Origin of the sequence: Leptospira sanjuanensis (assembly GCF_022267325.1) — a bacterium.
In the GTDB taxonomy this organism is placed as follows: Bacteria; Spirochaetota; Leptospiria; order Leptospirales; family Leptospiraceae; genus Leptospira; species Leptospira sanjuanensis.
Window position 1 is genome coordinate 3,336,802 of sequence record NZ_JAIZBG010000001.1, and the last position, 20,471, is coordinate 3,357,272.

Genomic DNA, 20,471 nt, shown 5'->3' on the forward strand with positions numbered 1-20,471 from the left:
GGAAAACAGAAGTTCGAGAAAATTTCAAAACAAATCAGCAAATTGAAATATGGCCGAAAGGATGGATTATAAACTTTAGAAAACCGTAAAATCCTGATTTACGGATTAATCGGATTCCCGAAATGATGAAATTGATATGCGAAGTCTCGCCTTTGTCCTATTTTTTTCGTTTTTCTCGATTTGGAACTTATCTGCACAACCGGGAGATTTAAAAGGAGAATGCAAACCGAAGGATTGGATCTGCGTTCTCACCCGAACTACAAACAACACAGTAGAGTTCTACGTTCAAAACAAAACTCCTTCGGGAGAATATCCGTTTACGGTTTATTTCAACTTCACGACCCTTGAGAATTTCGAATCGGACGTTGCGCTCCCGTTTCACTTCGTTTCCAAGGGAACCCCGGAACCGAAAAAAATTCTTACGTTGAGTCCCATCGACGCACATAAGGAATTTGCTTACAACTCTAGTATCTATATTAAAGCCGGAGATATATACGCTCCGATGTCAAAGAAGATAATCTACCGATTGCCTTTCGAATCCGTCTCCAGGGTCGGACAAGGATATAACGGAAAGTCTACTCATTCCGGCGAATTTCCTTTCGCACTGGATTTTTCCCTTCCCGAAGGGAGTTCCATCCTTGCCGCAAGAGATGGTCTTATTATCTCAGTCGAAGACAAGTATAAAGAAAGAGGAACCACGGCATATTTTCAGGACAAAGCCAACTATATTCGAATTCTTCATAAAGATGGAAGCGTAGCCGAATACGGTCATTTGAAATATAAAGGCGTTTTAGTAAAAGTAGGACAGATTGTTCAAAAAGGAGAAAAGATAGGACTTTCGGGTAATACAGGTTTTAGTAGTGCACCTCACCTTCATTTTCACGTTCTTAAACCTACAGAAAAATTTCAACGTCTAGTATCATTTCCGACTTCCTTCGAAACCGATGAGGGTGTTTTAGACGAGCTAAAACGCGGGTTCGTTTATTGGAATCCCTCCAACCTTTTACCGGCGGGAAAACTTTTCTTCGAGGAAGATCTCAAAATCTGCTCGGAGTTCGTACAGAAAAAACTTTTCGACTGCGAGGATAAATTCAACCCTCAGAAAAGACCGATTCTCGCTTTGGAAGTGCGAAAACCCGGAAAATACGATTTAAAAGTGGAAGTCTGCAATCCGGATTCGATCTGTAAAAGACTTGATTGGAACTTGACCCCAGAACAGATTATAGCCGTTTTTTATTTCGATTGGAGTCTTTTTCCGCAACAACCGGGAAAGTATAAAATCCAAGTCATCAACGATATCGAAATCATCAAAACCTGGGTCGTTGAACGAGAATGAATTTTAGAATCGAGACTCTGACTCCGAAGTTACTGGTCGGAAACCGAATGACCATGTCCCTTCTGGAAAATAAAACGGGAGAACTTTGGCGCAACTTCATGCCGAGAAAAAGAGAGATCACGAACAGTGTCGCAACGGAACTGTACTCGATGCAGATCTATGATGCTTCTTATTTTCAAAATTTCAATCCGGGCACAAGCTTTGAAAAATGGGCGACGATCGAAGTCGACGATTTCAATTCGGTTCCGTCGGAGATGGAAACGACGATCCTGCCCGGAGGACTTTACGCGGTCTTTTTGCATAAAGGTTCGTCGAACGAAGGGCCGAAGGTTTTTCAATACATCTTCGGAACTTGGCTGCCGAACTCGGAATACGTTTTAGATCATAGACCTCATTTCGAAAAATTGGGAGAGAAATACAAAAACGAGGATCCGAATTCGGAAGAAGAATTTTGGATTCCGATCAGGCAAAAATCACAAGCCTGATCGAAACCCTTCGCGCGTTTTGATGCAGGCGTTTGGAGCCTTCAAACACCTTGATTTTTCCGATGTTCGATCGGTCCAAAAATCGTTTCCTAAAAACCGCATTCTATTTTTTGCCGATTCAGGAAAAACTCGATTCGATTTTTCTAAAACGAAATCTTTCAGATAACTTCGGCTGAAGAATACTCGATCACGAAATCTTCTTTCGCCTTACGAACCTTAGGTGCATTTACGAGCCTGTCGTTCTCCGCATCGCGATAACCGAGCGTTAAAATGGACGTGGATCTCAGTCCTTTTTCCTTCAAATGAAGCAATTCGTCGAGCGCGGCGGGATTAAACCCTTCCATGGGAGTAGCATCCACTCCTTCCACCGCGGCGGCTACGATTCCCGTTCCAAAGCCGATGTAGGTCTGTTTCGCCGCCCAGTTAAAACTAGACTCGGGTGTTTGCGATTTCAGCCAGCCAAGCATAGAATTTTGAAAGCCTTGCAGAGATTCGACGGAAGTGTTTCTCGTTCTTGCGATCAGTTCGATATAATCTTTGATCCTGCTTTCAGTGACTTGGTCCCACGCGGCAAAGATAAGTATATGAGAGGATTCTAATATTTGAGGTTGATTGTTGGCGATGGGATGAATTTTGCGTTTTAATTCTTCGTCTTCAACTACCAGAACCTGATAAGGTTGTAATCCGAAACCGGACGCGGTCAAGCGCACCGATTCTAAGATTCGATCCACTTTTTCTTGAGGAACCTTCTGACCCGTCATTCTTTTGGTCGCGTATCTCCAGTTGAGTTTTTCCAATAAATCCATCGTTTTCTCCTTAAATTTAAATCCGGTTTTCCGGAAGATTAAAATGTCATCTTGTTATTAACACTTTAACAAGTTAGACCCGAAAAAAGAAAAGGAGAAAACAAAACAATCAAAGGGAAAGAGACATTTTTTTTTGGCATTCGCCCCGGACCTGCATCATCACGTCCTCTAGGGAGAATTCTCCCAATTTGGCTTCCAGGGCGGCTTGAGCCTGGGCGAACATACATTCAAGTGTCGGGAGAATTCCCATTCCCACCGAGCAATCCTGTTTCGGGTGATCGTGAACGTTGAAAAGGCATTCGGAGGCCTCGATGGCGCGATAAATGTCGGAAAGTCGGATCTCCGATGCGGGTTTGGTAAGAGAGGCGCCGGGAACCCCTTGTCTTGTATAGACTAATCCGGCCTTTCTCAATTTCCCGATCAGGGTTCTTACGATCGCCGGGTTTGTTCCGACCGATTCTGCGATTGTGTCGGAGGTTGTGTCCTTCCCTTTTCCATCTTCCAGAAACGTTAGAATGTGAATTGCGACGGCGTAACGACTAGGAATAGCCAAGATTTTGATCCTTTACACAGTATTCATTGGGTTAGACAGCGCCCTGCCAAGAAGAATTCGGGTTTTTCTCGGGAATATTATCGGTTTTCATTCGGGTTTTTCTCTTTTTAAAAAGTGGGAACTCCTTCTTAGGGAGTTGGAAATTCTCCGTAGTTCCAATGGGTGTGGGAACTCCCACTTTTCATCCGGAGGTTTCCCGTTTGCTGACAAAAAAGTGTGGGAACTCCTGCACTTTCGGAAGTGCACTGAAAAATACCCGAACACCATTCTTCCTTTCGTCCAAAAACTAGGAGGGAATCACAAACCTGTCATCAAAATCCCCCTTAGAATCATTGACTCCCGGTAAAGCAGGTTTAAACAGGAATAGAATCCACCGACAACTCCCAAGCGGATTTTGAATCCGGGGAATCTGAGGATCTTCCAGAATTTTAGGATATATACGTGTCGAAACCAAGAGTACAAGAACAATCCCCGACGACGTCGGGACAAAACGGATCTTCCAACGGGAATCTAACGGAAATTCATCTGAATAATCCGAATATATTTTTCGACCGGGAACTTTCCTGGATCGATTTCAACCGACGCGTATTGGAAGAAGCGAATGATCCCGAAAATCCTCTGTTGGAACGTTTGAAATTCTTGAGCATCACCGAAACGAACCTCGACGAATTTTATATGGTTCGCGTCGCCGGACTACGCAACCTCGTTAAGGAAGGAAACGACGAAAGAAGTTTGAACGGAGACAGCGCCTCCGAAATCCTTTCCGACTTATCGGACAAGGTCCGCGCCTTCGTACGCGAAGAATACGAAACGTTCTCCAAAACATTAGAAGAATTGAAAGTAGCCGGAATTCATCTGATTCTCAATCCGGAAGAATTGACGATAGACGAAATCAAACAAATTCAATCCTATTACAAAGAGGACGTTTCTCCGATCCTAACACCTCTCGCGATCGACACCGCACACCCGTTCCCTCATATCCTCAACAAGTCGTTGAACCTCGCGATGGTGCTGAGCACCGAAGACGAAAAGACCGGCGGAAAAAAAGATTTATTCGCGGTCGTTCAAGTGCCTTCCGTTCTCCCTCGATTTTTACAGCTCAAAGGAAAGGGAGAAGAAAGAAGATTCTTTCCTTTGGAAGAGATCATCAAACTGCACGTAGACGATCTTTTTTACGGAATGACCGTTAAGGAAATCTATCCCTTCCGAATCATCCGAGACGCGGACATTTCCATCGACGAGGAAAAATCCGTAAAGGATCTTCTCATCACGATGAAGGACGAACTCCGCAACCGAATCTGGGGCGACGCGGTTCGTATGGACATTCATCAAGGAACTTCTCCGTTCATCAAAAACACTCTGCGCGAACTGCTCGAACTTCAGGATCACGAAGTGTTTGACGTCGCTTCGATTTTGAACATCAGCGACGCGATGTTCTTTTACGGACTCGATCATACTTCCAAGCTCAAATATCCGTTCTTTCAACAGAAAATGACGTTGAAGTTCGATACGCCCGAAAAGATTTTCGAAGCGATCAAAAAGAAGGACCGACTTCTGCATCATCCGTATCAATCCTTTTCGGCGATCGAAGATCTGCTTCGGATTTCATCCGAAGATCCGAAGGTTCTCGGAATCAAGATGACCTTGTATCGCACGAGCGGGGATTCTCCGATCATTCAATATCTCGGACAAGCGGCGGAGAACGGAAAACAAGTGACCGTTCTCGTGGAACTCAAGGCCCGTTTCGACGAGGAAAGAAACATCAAGTGGGCACAGAAACTCGAAGCGAGGGGCGTTCACGTCGTTTACGGCGTTGTCGGTTTAAAAATCCACTGCAAGATGCTTTTAGTGGTCCGCAAAGAGGACGATCACATGGTGCGTTATGTGCATCTTGGAACCGGAAACTACAACTCGACCACTTCCAAATATTACACCGACCTCAGTTTTTTTACGGTCAACAAACAGATCACCGAAGACGTCGCGACGATCTTCAACACGATCACGAGTTACGCAAAGATGCCGACTCTGAATCTTCTGTCCGCTTCTCCGCATAACCTGAAATCGACTTTCATGACTTTGATCGACAAGGAAAGGGAGAATGCCCTCGCGGGAAAACCGGCCCGGATCATCTTCAAAATGAACTCCCTCGTGGACCCGCATATTATTCTTTCCTTATATAAGGCGAGCCAGGCCGGCGTCAAAGTCGACTTGATCATCCGGGGAATTTGTTGTCTCAAACCGGGACTTAAAGGAATCTCCGAAAACATCACCGTCCTTTCGATCGTCGGAAGATTTTTGGAACACACGAGAATCTACTACTTCCACTCTGGAGGAGCTGAATCCGTTTTTCTCGCGTCCGCGGATTGTATGCCTAGAAACTTTGAAAGAAGGATCGAGGTTTTATTTCCGATCATCGAAGGCAAGAATAAGGAGAGAATCAAAAAGATTCTCGACGTCCAACTCCGGGACAACGTAAAAGCGAGATTCCTGCATCACGACGGACATTATAAAAAAAGAATATTACAAAAAGACGAAAAACCCGTCGACTCCCAAATCGAAAGAATGAGTTTCGCGGATTAAAAATTTTAATATATGACTACGACTTCGACAATCAATAAAACAGAACTCAAATCCCTGATCGGAACCGGAAAAATCTTTTTTAAAAACGATCCCGACTTCGACGAAGCGACCTTTCTTTCCTTTGGAACGGATAGAACCAAAGTTTACAAACCGGACTTCGACATTCTCGCGTTTCCAACGACCACCGAAGAAGTTGCAAAAATCGTAAAATACGCATACGACAACGATATCGCGATCGTTCCTTCCGGCGGACGCACGGGTTACGCGGGTGGAGCGATCGCAAAGAACGGAGAATTAGTTCTTTCGCTTGCGAAGATGGACAAGGTTGTCGACTTCGATCCGTTTTTCGGAAGCATCAAGGTTCAAGCCGGAATGATCACCAAAAATCTCCATAAGGAAGTCGAGGAAAGAGAATTCTATTTTCCAGTGGACTTCGCGGCCACCGGCTCCTCTCATATCGGGGGAAACATCGCAACGAATGCGGGCGGCGTAAGAGTCGTTCATTACGGTTTAATTCGTCAGTGGGTTTTAGGTCTTACGGTCGTAACGGGAACCGGCGAAATTCTGGAATTCAACGGAGAGGTTCTCAAAAACAACACGGGCTACGATCTCAAACAACTTTTTATCGGTTCGGAAGGAACGTTAGGCGTCATTACGGAGGCAACCCTCAAACTGACGACAAAACCTTTGGACAACCGGGTTCTGCTCGTATCCGTTCCCGACTTTTCCTCCATTCTTTCCTTGTTCAAGGAAACACATCGGGTCAAAGTTCCTTTGCTCGCTTTCGAATTCTTCACCGAATATTGTCTCGGAAAAGTGAAAGCGCACCTCGGAGTTCCCGACCCGTTTCAGGCTCCGAGTCCGTATTACGTTTTGATGGAATTCGAAATCGCGGAAGAATCGGACGAGGAAAAACTGTTCGGCTTTTTGGAAACGATCACCGAAAAAGGTCTGATCAGCGACGGAAGCCTCGCGCAAAATTCAAGACAATCCGAAACATTTTGGAAATACAGAGAAGGAATCAGCGAAAGTATTTCGATCGAGTACACGGTCCACAAAAACGACATATCCCTTCCTCTACGGAATATGGAACCGTTTCTCGTAGACATGGAAGCGCTGTTAAACGGCAAATATCCGGGTTTCGAAATCGCGCTCTTCGGGCATATCGGAGACGGAAATCTTCACCTAAACATCGTTAAACCGAAGGATCTTCCCAACGAAGAATTCTTCAAAAAGTGCAAGGACGTCGATCCCGACATGTTCCGTTTATTACAAAAATATCATGGATCGATCAGCGCCGAACACGGAATCGGACTTTTGAAAAAAGACTTTCTCCACTTTTCAAGAACCCAAGCCGAAATTCTTCTAATGAAGGAGATCAAAAAATCCATGGACCCTAAAAACATCATGAACCCGGGCAAATTGTTCTGATGATTTCGACCAACGGGTCCGGCGGAAAAAAGCCGAGTAAAAAAAAGAAGAAAATACAATCCGATCACCGGATTGTTATGCGAAGTCTTACTCTGGACGATTACGCGGACGTTAAAGAGATCATGGACATCGTCTTTCCGGAATTCGACGGTGCTTGGAAGAAGAATCAGTTCGAATCTCAAATCACGAAATTTCCGGAAGGTCAGATCTGTATCGAAGACAACGGAAAGGTCGTGGGCGCGGCGATCAGTCAGATCATCAAGTGGTCCGATTACGGAGACAATCACACCTACGAGGAGATCGTCGGAAAGGGCGATCTGAAAAATCATAACGAGAACGGAGACACGCTCTACGGGGTAGACATATTCGTTCACCCTGAATACAGAGGATTGCGTCTCGGTCGAAGATTATACGACGCCCGGAAAGAACTCTGCGAGAAATTGAATCTCAAACGGATCGTGGTCGGCGCGTGGATGCCCGGTTATGAAAACTACGAAGACACGATGACTCCCGCACAATACATCGAAAAGGTAAGGGACAAAGAAATCTACGATCCGGTTCTTTCCTTTCAACTCGCAAACGGATTCCACGTCCGCAAACTCAAACGCGGATATTTCGGAAATACCAAGGGTTTCAGTTCTTACGCGGTTCTATTAGAATGGTTGAATATTTATTACGAAAAGGAAGAAACTACCCTGATCGGAGGACAAAAAACCGTCGTCCGCGTAGGCGTCGTTCAGATGCAGATGCGTCCCGTAACAGGGATCGAAGAATTGATGCGTCAGGTGGAATTCTTCGTGGATACGGTCGCGGGTTACAACGTCGACTTCGTATTATTCCCCGAATTTTTTAATGCGTCTTTACTTGCCCGCTACAACGACAGAAGCCCTTCCGACGCGATGCGAGCGCTTTCCAGTCATACGGAAAGCATCATCGAAAAGATGGTGGAACTCGCTGTTTCATACAACGTGAACATCATTTCGGGAAGTATGCCCGAATACAGGGATAACACTCTTCACAACGTTTCGTATCTTTGCAGAAGGGACGGAACCTACGAAGAGCAGTACAAACTTCACGTAACTCCGGACGAGGATTTTTATTGGGGCGTCAAGGGCGGCTATAATCTTTCCGTATTCAACACGGACGCGTGCAAGATCGGAATTCTTATCTGTTTCGACGTGGAATTTCCAGAGCTTCCGAGATTCTTAGCCGAACAGGGAATGGACGTTTTGTTCGTTCCGTTTTACACGGACACGAAAAACGGGTACAACCGCGTAAGACATTGTGCGATGGCGAGAGCGATCGAAAACGAATGTTATGTGGTCATCTCCGGATCGGTCGGCGCGCTTCCTTACGTGGAGAACATGGACATTCAATACGCTCAATCCGCCGTATTTACTCCGTCGGATTTCGCCTTTCCGCACGACTGCGTCGCGGCGGAATCCGTTCCTAATACGGAAATGACCTTGATCGCGGATTTGGATCTGGACTTATTAAAAGAACTCCGTAAAAAAGGTTCGGTTCGGAATCTTTCCAACCGAAGAAAAGATCTCTACGAACTCAAATGGATTCACGAATCATGAAAATTTTTTCCATCGTTACGATTTTTATTTGGCTCGTATTTGCGGGGCTTCAGTGGAACGATCCCGATCCGTGGCTTTGGATTCCTTTGTATTTAAGCGTTGCGATTTTATATGCAGGATTCTTAATGTATCCCGAAAAATCGAAACTCTGGCTGAGGACATCCTTGATTCTTTCCGCGCTCTTTTCGGCGGGAACGGTTTTGGCGGCGATGCAGATCGAAAACCTTTCCTTTGACGACGAGGTCACGAGAGAAACGGGGGGTCTGATTTTGTCAGCGATCTGGTCCAGAATTCCCGGCTTTTGGATCCGCAAGAGGGACACGAGTGCAATTTCGAAAGGATGAAATCTTTTCCTATCACAAGAAGAGGAATTTCTATTCCGGCCTGATCTTTCTCGGTTCCGTTTTTTTCGCCGTCATTCTTTTGAGTTTAACCGCATCCGGTCTTTTAAAACTGGAAATTCCGGGTTTGGAAGCGATTCAAAAACTCGTTCTTTACATAAGCAAGGAAATCCGCAAACCGAGCCTGCTCGGAGTTTTCTTTACGACCCTCTTTGGCGGTCTGTTCTTCTTTTATCTTCCGATCGAATTCTTATACATACGCGCCGCATATTCCAAACTTGACGGAAGCGATTTAGTAATTCTGCATATTCTCGGGTTGGCGATATCGTTCACGATCAATTACTTTCTGGGAAGAATCGCGGCCCGCGCTTGTATCAAACTGATCAGTCCGAAAAAATTCTATCGAATGAAGGGTTTCTTAAATCGTTACGGAGTTCTTGCCATCTTCGCATTCAACGCGTTGCCTTTGCCCGCGCCGATCTTGAGCGCCGTGTTAGGCGTGATCCGTTATAAGAAAAAAATTTTTTATCCGGTGTTTATCGCGGGTCAGTCGGCGCAGTGCGTGGCGATTCTTTTCTTTGTTCGTTTCGTATTTACCGGTAAGATTTTTTAGAACGTAGTAGTTCCTACATTCATTTGAAGCAGAAATTCTTTGATGAGTTGGTAAGAAGTAGTAGTTCCAACATTTCTTTTACGAGTCAATTGTCAGGGAAGTGTCATAGCCTTATCATTCCCTAAGTCCTGATTTCCAAAATTTTTTCCGACAGCAAAAATGTTTTCTCCGCATTCTCCCTTGACTCTGAATGTCTCCGAAAAAATATTGAGAATCATTTTCAAAATCGAAAATATAAAAATGAAACAAAAATCAATTCTGTCCCTTTCTATCCTGATCTTATTCTTATTTTCTTGGGGAGTTCCCGCACAACCGCAGTCGGAAGAAAATTCAAATCAGCCGACATCCGACAAACAACCTCCGACATCACAACCCTCGCCTTCTAATTCCAATGGAGAAGACGCGGAAAAGGAAAAATGGGGAAAAGGAACCATCTCGGTAATCGGGAAACGCAAAACCGATCTGAAACGAATCCCCGGTTCTGCAACCGTCATCGAAAAAGAATTCTTAGAACAGACCAAACCCGTCGATTCCATGGAAGTCCTACGTAGAGTTCCCGGAGCTTCGATCCGTTATCAGGACACGGGACTGATTTTGAACGTCGGATTTCGAGGAGTGAACAACGACCTCGGCCGTAAAGTTCTCATCTTAGAAGACGGAATCTTTACTTCCCTCAATCCGTATTCAGCACCGGAACAATATTATACTCCGAACATCGATCGTATGGAACGAATCGAAGTCGTCAAAGGTTCGGGGGCGATTCTCTTCGGGCCTTCCACCATCGGGGGCGTGATCAACTTCATCACAAAACGTCCTCCGAAAGAACCGGTTCTTTCCGTTTCCGCACAAGGAGGCTCTTACGGTTTTTTCTCTTCTCAAATTTCCTATGGGGGAACGTTCGGAAACACGGGGATCGACATTACTCTCTTGAGAAAACAAGGGAACGGTTTTCGCGAACACCAAGACTTTCGTCTGCACGAACTCTCTTTCAAATCGGTCACCGATCTCAACGAAAAACATACGTTGACTACCAAGTTCTTGGGAACCGTCCAAGACGCGAATATGACGTATCTGGGTTTGACCACCGCTCAGCTCTGGAACAATTCTTCCTCCAATTTTGCGGAACAGGACAATCGTCAGCTTCAACGATATTCCGGAGACATAGGTCACGAATGGAAGCTCACCGATCATTCCAAACTCGTCACGAAAGTTTATTCGGCTTATACGGAAAGAAACTGGGCGAGGCAGAATTACGTCCGAAACACTGGCTCGTATTTTACTTCTTATCCGGGAAACGTAATCAAAACGTACGATACGGAACCTTTGGTGAATAGACCGGGAGATACGGTTTACATGTTGGACGGCGTCGGCCATCGAAATCGTACGTATCGTTTCGTCGGCGCGGAATCCCGCTATCAACTCGATTATCAATTTTTAGGAATTAAGAATCAGCTCGACGCCGGTCTTCGGTATCACTATGAAACCGCGGATATCAAATACTTGGACGGGCCGTCTACTCCCGATTATGCGATCTTCGGAAACGGCTTCAACAACCCCGCGACCGGAACCGCTTCTTCCGAATATTCTCTCGCTAAATCCGGAACTCTGAGAGATCACGAAGTCAATCATACGAAATCGATCGCGGGTTTTGCGCAGAACAGTTTCAAATTTTTCGATAAGTTTTCCGTGATCCCCGGCGTTCGATACGAAACGTTCACACAGAACAGAACGATTCTCCGTCAACAAGCGGTGGATCCTGTCACCAACCAACCCGATCCGAATTCTCCCTCTCAAGAAGTGGATAAAGGAAGCAGACACGTCTATCACGTCGTGATCCCCGGTTTGGGTCTGACCTACGACATAAGAAAGGATCTGACTTGGTTTGCGGGAGCGCACAAAGGGTTTTCTCCTCCCCGCTATCAAGATGCGATGAACAACTCAGGAGTCGTCAATCGAATCGATCCCGAATATTCGTATAATTACGAAACCGGAATCCGCGGAGATATTACGAATTATTTAAACGCCCAAGTCACGTATTTCGATTTGAATTACGTCAATCAGATCATCATCACTTCTTCGACTTCCGGAAACGACTCCGCTTCTTCCGCTAAGAACGGAGGAAGAACTTACAGCCGAGGAGTGGAAACGAACTTCACCTTCGATCCCGCAAAGCTGTTCGACGCCTCCTTTAAACTTCCGATCGATCTGATTTACACCAGGGCCGACGCGAGAATGAACCAATATTCCATCGACGCTTCCAAAGTTACCGCGAATCAATCCCTGCTCGACTTCGTCGTCACGCAGAAAGACAAGAATGGAAACTACGTGCCGTATGTTTCCCGCGATACGGCGACTCTTGCATTGGGATTTGTTCATCCGAAAGGTTTTTATGCAAGGGGAGAATATCAATACTTCTCCGCGCAGTATCACGACGACGCGAACACCCGCACCGTATATTGGGCGGATTCGATCACGGACCCTTTGGGTAAAAAAGTATTACAATATTTGAATATTTCTTCGAATAGTTCGGGCGAAACCGGAGTCATTCCGGCCTACGGCCTGATCAACGCTTCCTTCGGTTACAAACACCCCGTCAAACGCTGGAGCGTTTTCGTTACGGGTAAGAATTTAGCCGACGTTCGATACGTTTCCGGCCGCCTCCCCGAGGGGATTCAAGTCGGGCCGTTTCGCCAAATCAACGTAGGAGTTACCTTTGAACTCTAAGCTTTTTCGGGACCGTATTCGATCGAAATCTGCCGTAAGATTCGGAAGTTGCAGGAGTTCCAACACTGATTTTACGGTAAAACTTTTTGGGAACCGTATGAGTTCCCACATTTTACGAAGAATTCTCCACTTCAGTCGGGGATTTTCCCGGAAAACGTGTGGGAACTCCTCCCAATCCGGAATTTTTCGCGGGAGTTCCCGCAAATTCAACCCAACCCAGAATTTTCGGTTGACGATTTTAATGATATTGAGAATTAGTATCAATATCATAACAACCAGTTCATCGAAAATTCCCCGGTTGTGGGCGATACGCCCTCTTCCGGGCTCTTTTTTCAAAGACATTCAGGAAAATCTTATGAATCTAAAAAAAATCGTTTCTCTCCTCTGCGTTTCCGTTGCGATTCTTTTCTCGAATTGCAAACCCGAAGACAAATCCAACGATACGACAATGTTAACCGGAATCATCGCGTTAGGCGCCGTTCCAACCGCGACCAAAGCGCAGGTCGTCGATCGCTACCTCCAACTCGGATACGAATCCTATGATCAGAGTTATAAAGATGCGGTAACTCTTCAAACCGCGATCAACACCTTCGCTGCGACGACAACTCCCACGGCGGCGGATCACACGAATTTAAAGAATCTTTTTGTAATCGCAAGAGCTTCTTACTTAGTTACGGAAGCGTTCCGATTCTCCTCCGGCCCCGTCGACAACTCCGACGTTTTAGGTTGCGGAAGCAACGCGGACGGATCGGGAACTCAAGAATGCGAAGGTCTCATCAATGCATGGCCGTTGGACGAAAGCGCGATCGATAACTTCGTCAACGGCGGCACGGCTGCAACATACGCGAACCTTCTCTTAGCAAACGGAGACGCCGCGGCAAACGGTGGAGCAACGGAAGGTAACGATGAAAAAGCGATCACAGTCGGTTGGCACGCGATCGAATATCTTCTCTGGGGGCAAGATTTGTCCAACGGCGGAGTCAACCAAATCTCCGGTCAACGCGTCGCGAACGATTTCAACGGGGCGGCAGGCGTTCAGTTGAAAAGAAAGACTTACATGAAAGTCGCGATGGACGCAATGGTCGCTCAAATCAAATTGATCCGGGACCAATATTCCAGCGGAAGCGCGTATTCAACTTCTCTAAAGTCGAATCCGGACGCTGCGATCACGAAAATTTTCCAAGGACTCGGAAAGTTCATCGCGGGAGAATGGGGCGGACAAAGACTTACCGGAACCTTCGACGGACAACAAGAAGAGGAACATTCCTGCTTTAGCGATACTACAAAAGCCGACTTCTACTACGACGCTCAAGGAGTGTTGAACGTATGGAACGGTTCTTACGAACTGAAAAAAGGTACCGTGGTTTCCAGAGGACCCGGACTCGGAAGTTTATTCGGAACGTTAACCGCTCCTCCGATCGTCGCACAAGCGACCGCTTCCAGAGACGCGTTCTGTTTGAATCTTCCGGAACAAACCTCCGACCCGAACTACACGACTTCCTGTCCATCCGGTTCTTTGACGGGACGTTACGATCAGATCATTCGAAACGTGGACTCCGAATACAACATTCTTTTCAATACTCAGAAGCTGATCGGAGACACTCTGAAAAAAACGATCACCTCCGCGGCAAACGCAGTCGGCGTTTCGATTACGGACTTTTCTATCTAAGCCGAAAAAATAAAATATAAAGATGATGAATGGTTATGAAAAACAAAAATTTAATAAGAAAGGAAGAAGTTTCTTCTTTTCGGGTTTCAATCGTTTCTAAAATAAAAATAGGATTCCTGATCGGAATCCTATTCGGTTTATTCGCGCAGTGTAACAACGGAATCTTCGATCAGAAAAAAAAGAATCACGATCTGGAGATGGCGGCGATCCTATTGTATCTTCAGAACGCGGATCCGGGCGAACAATACTCGGGCGGATTAACCACCACGTTCGATACGACCGTAAACGCATTCGATCTCGTAGCGGCCAATCTGCGCGACGGCGGGAACATCGATTTTCAAGGCGGGAATTCGTTCTTCAATCGTATTTGGGTACAAGGCGGCAACTCCGCATCCGACGGACTCGGCCCGGTCTTCAACAGCACCTCCTGCAACGGTTGTCACGTGAAAGACGGAAGAGGAACTCCGCCCGCAAGCGGAAGCAGTACGTTCGCGACGATGTTGATCCGAGTCAGCAAAAACGGAAAAGATCCGATCACGGGCGGTCCGGTCGGACTCGATAATTACGGTTTGCAGATCAACGACCGCGGAGTCGCGGGCCCGCCCCTCGTACCGGGCGAAGCGACAACGACCGTAACGTTTGCCGAAGAACCCGGAACCTTCCCCGATGGAGAAGCGTATTCTCTAAGAAGACCTACGTTCACAATCTCCGCTTGGAACTTCGGAACTCCTCCCGTCGTAAACCAATCCCCGCGAACTTCTCCCATGATTCCAGGACTCGGACTTTTGGAAGCGATCCCCGAATCTACGATTCGTTCTTTCGCGGATGAAAACGATTCGGACGGAGACGGTATATCAGGAAAACCGAATATTGTCTGGGACGCGAAACTGCAGACAAAAACTCTCGGAAGATTCGGATGGAAAGCGAACGAGCCGAACCTCTTTCAGCAAAACCAAGGCGCGTTTCTCGGAGATATAGGAATCACAAGTCCCCTCTTTCCGAACCAAAACTGCGCGGCAACGCAGACGAACTGCGCGGCGTCCACGCCCGGCAATAACGGAACCGCGGAAGGAACGGAGATTTCCACAAGAACGGCGAATCTCGTGACTCTTTATACGAAACTCGTAAGCGTTCCCGGAAGAAGAAACTGGACCCACGCCGATGTCGTTCGCGGGAAAGAAATATTTTCCGAAATCGGATGCAACTCTTGTCATAAACCTTATATCCTCACCGGATATGTGGAAGGGTTCCCCGAAATTTCCTTCCAACACATCAAACCGTATACGGATCTTCTGCTTCACGATATGGGAACGGACTTAGCGGATAACCGCGAAGATTTCGAAGCGACCGGAACCGAATGGAGAACTCCTCCTCTTTGGGGAACGGGACTCGTTCAAAAGGTAAACGGGCACAACAACCTTCTGCACGACGGACGCGCGCGAGGTCATAAGGAAGCGATCCTCTGGCACGGGGGAGAAGCGCTTTCCTCCAGAAATAAATTCAGAAATCTTCCGAAATCGGATCGGGACAAACTGATTCTGTTCCTGGAGTCTTTATGAGAATTTTAGAATATACTGATATTTTTGCATCAAAAGCCAAACTCGCTCGAAAATTCAAAATTCTTGTCCTTTCTGTATCGATCGTTCTTCCCGGAATCCGTTGCGAAGACCTGGGCAAAATCACCGGCACCGAAACGCTATTGATCGCCTTATTCTCCAATGCAAGCACGGGAGAATTTCTCAATTATACGGCCAATCAAGTCGCGGTGCCGCAGTTCGGCAAACTTTTGGCTGCGGCCAATCAGTTGAAGGCGAGTGCGTTAGCTTACGATTTAGCGCCAAGCACAACGACTCTCGCGGATTTGCAAACCAAGTGGCTCGCCGCACGGAGAATCTTCAAACAAAACGAGATCTTTTACATCAACCGTTCCTACCTTGCATCCAATTACTTTCATCGATTGGACGGTTATATCTTGGGAGAAACGAATCGCCCCGTCGCCAACGATCTGAACACGGCGGCGGGAACTATTCCGAGTACGAGCACCGTGGATTCGTATCCCTTGACAAGAAAAGGATTTCCCGCATTGGAATACTTCATCTTTGATAACGGTGACGGAGTTCACGACGCGACCGATACGATCGCGAACATCAACACAGCGAATACGGGAAGCGCGGGAAGAAGAGCTTACATCGTATCTCTCGCAAGCGTCATTCAAATGGACGCACAACGTCTCTACAATTCTTGGAACACTGCTTCGGGAAACTTTGCGGGAGAATTAGCGACCGGAACCGGATCGTTCGGCGGAATCAAAGACGCGGTCGATTCGTTTATCAACGGAATCGTTCAATTGGAATACGTGAATCAGGACGTTCGCGTCGGCGTTCCGGCCGGATTGACTTTGACCGGCACGACCCAATTCCCCGCAAAGCTGGAATCGATCTACAGCGATACTTCCTATCAGGATTTGCTTTCTTCCGTGGAAGGTTTCGAACTCGTATATTACGGAAACACGGGCGACAACGACGCGAGATCTCTCAGTTATCTCGTTCAATTTCAAAGCAGCGCGTTGGACGCACGCGTGAAAACGAAGATCGCCGCGCTCAAAGCCGCCATTCAAGGAAGAATCAACGCATCTTCCACGCTCAAAGCTGATCTTACGGGAAATTTAAGTTTTGTGAATACGGAAATCTATCAGAGATTCCGCGATCTCAGAACGACGACCGCGACCGAAATCATCGGAATCTTAGGAGCGAACGCCCTCCCATCCAACGCGGACGGAGACTAAAACTCGAAGCGGGATTCCAAGAAAAGAATCCGAAATAGATTCAAAACTTGGAATATTCCGTTATCCTAAAGAGAATACGGTATACAAGCCATATTCCCGACCGCGTTCGAATACGCGTATGAATGTTTCGTAAGTCCTGGATCAAGCGCGGAGAATGTGCCGGACTCGTTTGCGGAAACGTATAATTTGTTTTGATGAGAAACCGCGATTTTTCCGATAACCGCGTCAAACGTTCCGTCGACACCGGAGATAGCGAACGAAAGAGGAATCAAAGTCCAATTCGCGCCGCCGTCGGTCGTTTTATACAGTTTCGTGAGAGAATAATCCAAACCGTATAGAGCGTAACCGTCGTTCGAGCTCAAAAACTTTACTTTCAAAAAACTTCCGCCGGTCAAGTTATGCGTCACCGTCGTCCAAGTAGCCCCGCCGTCCGTCGTTTTTCCCAAAGAGTTCGCGGCGGCCACCCAACCGTTCAAAGAATCCAAAAAGAAAAGTTTGGATCGATACGAAGTCGGAGCGTTTGTCGCATTAAAATTCGCGCCGCCGTCGGTCGAACGATACACGCTCATTTTCGAACCAGAATTCGAAGCGGTGTATAAAATATTCGAAGCGGAAAACATAACAAGATCGTAGACGGCGGTTTGCTGATCGATCGAATACCGAATCCAGGATTCTCCGCCGTCCGTAGTCCGATCCAGAAAATTCTCCGAGCCGTAACTCGCGGTATAAAAAGAGCCTCTTCGAATTCCGTTCAAAGAATCGGCAAACAAAACCGCTCTATAATATCCGGTCAATTTTGGACCGAGATAAATAGGACCGAAATAGGAAGATTCGAATTTCATCGGAGACCAACTCGCTCCCGAGTCCGAAGTTTTATACGTCACGGTTTCACCGTTTGTCGCATACATCGCGGCTTCGGATTGAAACGAATAACCGAACGTATAACCGCCCTTAAGCGGAGAAGCGGGAGTTCGGTTCGAAAAATTAGAACCGTTCGCGCTGAACGCGAGCGTCACTTCTTCCTTGGAGTTGGTTTCGTAAGAGGCGGATCGGCTATAAGCGGCGACAATCGAACCGGAGGGAAAGAGTTTGATTTCGTTCGCGGTCACCGGTTGGGGAGGAGCATACGCCGTTTGCGCGCACCAAGTCATCATTAAGAGCTGTGTCTGGTCAAACGCTTCTTCTTTTTTACAACCCGTAGCGAACAGTATAATACCGCACAAAAGAATGAGATAGAACTTCTTATAAGAAGCGGACTTCGATTGCAAACGATCCATTTTCAAATCCTTCCTTTCGTTCTTCCCGACAAAGCTCAAAAAAAGATTCCATCTAAATCGACAGAACTTCGCTTAACAATAATATCCGAAAAACGAAGGTTTCAAACCATATTTTTCTTTTAAAATAAGGACTTTTATGCAAAATCAGATTTAAGACTTTCGAATATACGGCGGACGGATCGATATGAAACGGATTCTTTCTAAAATTCTAATCTATCTCCCGTTGCCTTTTTTTTGTATGAGCCAAGTTCACTACGAAACGATCGACCTTGACGAATTGATCCGCGGCTCTTCGCATATCGTTTTGGTTCGCGTCTCCGATCCTCCTTACTCCGTGCGAAAGGTCAAAATCGATTCCCGTCTCTTAAAGGAACTCGGAATCCAAACCAAACCGAAAAACAAAATCCCCGATTTCGAAAGAAGAATCTATCGTTACGAGGTTTTGGAAACGTATAAAGGAAACGTGGAAACGAAAACGATCGAAGTCCTACCGGCAAACTACGAAGATTCTTTGGAACTTCATATTCTCTATTACGGAATCGGACTTTCCAAATCCCCGATTTACCCCGCCTATCGATCCTCTCTCTCGGAGGAACCCGATCCGGAAAATCAGAATTTTATACTATTCTTAAGCGTTTTCCATCGCACCGGAGAATTCGAAATGAGCGCGATCGGCGGAATCGAATCTGCGGATAAAAAAGAGGAAATCTTAAATAAAATCGAAAAACGCTAAACCGAAAATCGGCTCTGCGAAATCTCTATTCGCAGGCAAACCGCTTTCGCGCCTTCCCGAACACTGGAGATTTACGGAGGAATCGATAGGATCTCTTTAGAAATCGGCTTGCCTTCCGAACGCATACTGATTCCATTCACCGGAAAAACAACCAATGGAGAATGGAATGAATCCTGCAGTCATCGCATTATTGGGTTTTGTCGCTTGGACGCTGATCCTCGGAATTTGGGTCGTAAGCATACGATCGATCAAGGTCTTAATGGGAGAAAAAAAATCGAACGAGTTTCCTTCGGGAATCCAACACGGAAGCGATTTCTATTGGAGACTCAATCGGGCTCACGTGAATTGTATCGAAAATCTTCCCATATTCGGAGTGTTGGTTTTGATCGGAGTTTTTGCGGGAATGATCGACGAAATGTTCATACTCGTCAGCAAAATCGTTTTAGGAGCAAGAATCGTTCAAACTCTCGCACATCTCAGTTCCGGTTCAGCGCTTGCGGTCAACGTTCGTTTTACGGGATTTATCGTACAATACGGAAGTTTCGCTTGTCTACTCTGGCAGATTCTCCATAAATCCGGCGTCATCTGAAACGCGATGTCGCTTTAAACCGACGCAAAAAGAATTGGATTCTTTAGAATTCCCTAAAATTCTGGAATCAATGATCATATTTGCGGACAAGGAGAAGGAGAAGGAGCTCAAGGACTCGAAAAGTTTTTGGGCCTGTCTCGGAAGGAACGTAATTTCAAAATCGGGAGAAAACTCGGGAAGACTGATCGACCTTCGTTTTCTCTCCGGAAATCTTTCCGGCATCATAGTACTCAAGGGTTTTCGCAGAGTTTATTTTTCCCGGGAACATCTCAAATCCGATTCCAAAGAAAGACTTCTGCTCAAGATCGATCCGCCGAGCAATCTTTTGGGAAAACGAGTCTACGATAAGAACGCGCGCTTTCTCGGCTCGGTTTCTTCCGTACAAGTCGCTCCTGGAACGGTCAAACTGATCCGCTTCTGGGTTCGGAAATTTCCATTCTCCTCCAAAACGGAATTTTATCCCGAAGACATCGAAACTTCGGTCAAGAATATCATATTAAAAAAAGATCATGCAAAACGAAGATAACATCACTTCGGACGATATTCTCGGGAAGGAAGCTCTCGATCCCGAAGGCCAAGTCCTCGGAGTCGTCGTCAAACTTCACATCGATCGTACGGAAAAAAAGATCACCGGGATTACGATCGATCAGGGTTTCATGAAACCAGATCTGTTTATCGGAATCGATTACGTCAAAACCCTCGGTGTGGACGCGATTCTACTCAACACGATTCCGTTCGAAAAATACAAAGGACTCAAAGTGTTGAACAGCGACGGTTCCGAAAACGGAATCGTGGAGGAAGTGATTTCCAAAAACGGAAAACTCGAATTCATCATCGTAAAAACTTCCCTCAATCCACTTTCCAAAGAACGAAACAAGATCCCCGCTTCCAAGATTCAGGAAATCGGAGACAAGATTTTGCTCAAAAGAAAATCTTCTTGACCAAAGCGGTTTTTTAAGAACGATT

At 46.3% G+C, this 20,471-nt stretch carries 18 protein-coding genes; 15 read left to right on the forward strand and 3 right to left on the reverse strand.

Annotated features, from left to right (window positions below; translation table 11 throughout):
- The first annotated feature begins 136 nt into the window (after window positions 1–136).
- Window positions 137–1,336: a M23 family metallopeptidase gene (locus LFX25_RS15125; RefSeq protein WP_238730951.1), complete on the forward strand. Its 1,200-nt coding sequence runs from the start codon at window positions 137–139 to the stop codon at window positions 1,334–1,336.
- Window positions 1,333–1,821, forward strand: coding sequence for a GyrI-like domain-containing protein (locus LFX25_RS15130; RefSeq protein ID WP_238730952.1), 489 nt, complete (start codon window positions 1,333–1,335; stop codon window positions 1,819–1,821). Before LFX25_RS15125 ends, LFX25_RS15130 begins: the two co-directional genes overlap by 4 nt.
- Window positions 1,822–1,979: 158 nt before the next feature.
- Here the strand turns inward: LFX25_RS15130 and LFX25_RS15135 are convergent, their stop codons facing one another.
- Both LFX25_RS15135 and LFX25_RS15140 read right to left on the reverse strand, forming a co-directional pair.
- The gene (locus LFX25_RS15135; protein WP_238730953.1) at window positions 1,980–2,627 is read right to left on the reverse strand and encodes an NAD(P)H-dependent oxidoreductase; all 648 of its coding nucleotides are present in this window, start codon (window positions 2,625–2,627) and stop codon (window positions 1,980–1,982) included.
- A gap of 109 nt (window positions 2,628–2,736) precedes the next feature.
- A complete protein-coding gene (locus LFX25_RS15140) occupies window positions 2,737–3,180 on the reverse strand; it encodes an Rrf2 family transcriptional regulator (RefSeq protein ID WP_238730954.1) in 444 nt (147 codons plus the stop codon).
- Window positions 3,181–3,621: 441 nt separating this feature from the next.
- On the opposite strand from LFX25_RS15140, the gene ppk1 reads away from it, so the two are divergent.
- From ppk1 to LFX25_RS15185, 9 genes are all read left to right on the forward strand, one after another.
- Window positions 3,622–5,760: a polyphosphate kinase 1 gene (gene ppk1 / locus LFX25_RS15145; RefSeq protein WP_238730955.1), complete on the forward strand. Its 2,139-nt coding sequence runs from the start codon at window positions 3,622–3,624 to the stop codon at window positions 5,758–5,760.
- Window positions 5,761–5,772: 12 nt separating this feature from the next.
- The gene (locus tag LFX25_RS15150; protein ID WP_238730956.1) at window positions 5,773–7,191 is read left to right on the forward strand and encodes an FAD-binding oxidoreductase; all 1,419 of its coding nucleotides are present in this window, start codon (window positions 5,773–5,775) and stop codon (window positions 7,189–7,191) included.
- Window positions 7,191–8,774: a bifunctional GNAT family N-acetyltransferase/carbon-nitrogen hydrolase family protein gene (locus LFX25_RS15155; protein ID WP_238730957.1), complete on the forward strand. Its 1,584-nt coding sequence runs from the start codon at window positions 7,191–7,193 to the stop codon at window positions 8,772–8,774. Before LFX25_RS15150 ends, LFX25_RS15155 begins: the two co-directional genes overlap by 1 nt.
- Entirely contained in the window at window positions 8,756–9,118 is a 363-nt protein-coding gene (locus LFX25_RS15160; protein WP_238730958.1) for a transmembrane 220 family protein, read from the forward strand. Before LFX25_RS15155 ends, LFX25_RS15160 begins: the two co-directional genes overlap by 19 nt.
- Complete coding sequence (locus LFX25_RS15165; protein WP_238730959.1) at window positions 9,099–9,728, forward strand: hypothetical protein; 630 nt, start codon at window positions 9,099–9,101, stop codon at window positions 9,726–9,728. The genes LFX25_RS15160 and LFX25_RS15165 overlap by 20 nt, the downstream gene beginning before the upstream one ends.
- Window positions 9,729–9,968: 240 nt before the next feature.
- Entirely contained in the window at window positions 9,969–12,452 is a 2,484-nt protein-coding gene (locus LFX25_RS15170; RefSeq protein WP_238730960.1) for a TonB-dependent receptor family protein, read from the forward strand.
- Window positions 12,453–12,807: 355 nt separating this feature from the next.
- Entirely contained in the window at window positions 12,808–14,121 is a 1,314-nt protein-coding gene (locus tag LFX25_RS15175) for an imelysin family protein (protein ID WP_238730961.1), read from the forward strand.
- Between the two features lie 35 nt (window positions 14,122–14,156).
- Window positions 14,157–15,680, forward strand: coding sequence for a di-heme oxidoreductase family protein (locus tag LFX25_RS15180; RefSeq protein ID WP_238730962.1), 1,524 nt, complete (start codon window positions 14,157–14,159; stop codon window positions 15,678–15,680).
- Window positions 15,677–16,906 (forward strand): imelysin family protein, encoded by a 1,230-nt coding sequence (locus tag LFX25_RS15185; RefSeq protein ID WP_238730963.1) that lies wholly within the window; start codon window positions 15,677–15,679, stop codon window positions 16,904–16,906. The genes LFX25_RS15180 and LFX25_RS15185 overlap by 4 nt, the downstream gene beginning before the upstream one ends.
- 65 nt (window positions 16,907–16,971) lie before the next feature.
- Here LFX25_RS15185 and LFX25_RS15190 read toward each other — a convergent pair whose 3' ends face one another.
- Window positions 16,972–18,060 carry a WD40/YVTN/BNR-like repeat-containing protein gene (locus LFX25_RS15190; RefSeq protein WP_238731622.1) on the reverse strand — a complete coding sequence of 363 codons (1,089 nt, stop codon included), beginning with the start codon at window positions 18,058–18,060 and terminating at the stop codon, window positions 16,972–16,974.
- Window positions 18,061–18,367: 307 nt separating this feature from the next.
- On the opposite strand from LFX25_RS15190, the gene LFX25_RS15195 reads away from it, so the two are divergent.
- The 4 genes from LFX25_RS15195 to LFX25_RS15210 all read left to right on the forward strand — a co-directional run bounded on the left by LFX25_RS15195 (window position 18,368) and on the right by LFX25_RS15210 (window position 20,446).
- Entirely contained in the window at window positions 18,368–18,916 is a 549-nt protein-coding gene (locus LFX25_RS15195) for a hypothetical protein (RefSeq protein ID WP_238730964.1), read from the forward strand.
- A gap of 166 nt (window positions 18,917–19,082) precedes the next feature.
- Window positions 19,083–19,505 (forward strand): MAPEG family protein, encoded by a 423-nt coding sequence (locus tag LFX25_RS15200; RefSeq protein WP_238730965.1) that lies wholly within the window; start codon window positions 19,083–19,085, stop codon window positions 19,503–19,505.
- Between the two features lie 70 nt (window positions 19,506–19,575).
- Window positions 19,576–20,031 (forward strand): hypothetical protein, encoded by a 456-nt coding sequence (locus LFX25_RS15205; RefSeq protein WP_238730966.1) that lies wholly within the window; start codon window positions 19,576–19,578, stop codon window positions 20,029–20,031.
- Complete coding sequence (locus LFX25_RS15210) at window positions 20,015–20,446, forward strand: PRC-barrel domain-containing protein (RefSeq protein ID WP_238730967.1); 432 nt, start codon at window positions 20,015–20,017, stop codon at window positions 20,444–20,446. Before LFX25_RS15205 ends, LFX25_RS15210 begins: the two co-directional genes overlap by 17 nt.
- The last annotated feature ends 25 nt before the right edge of the window (window positions 20,447–20,471 follow it).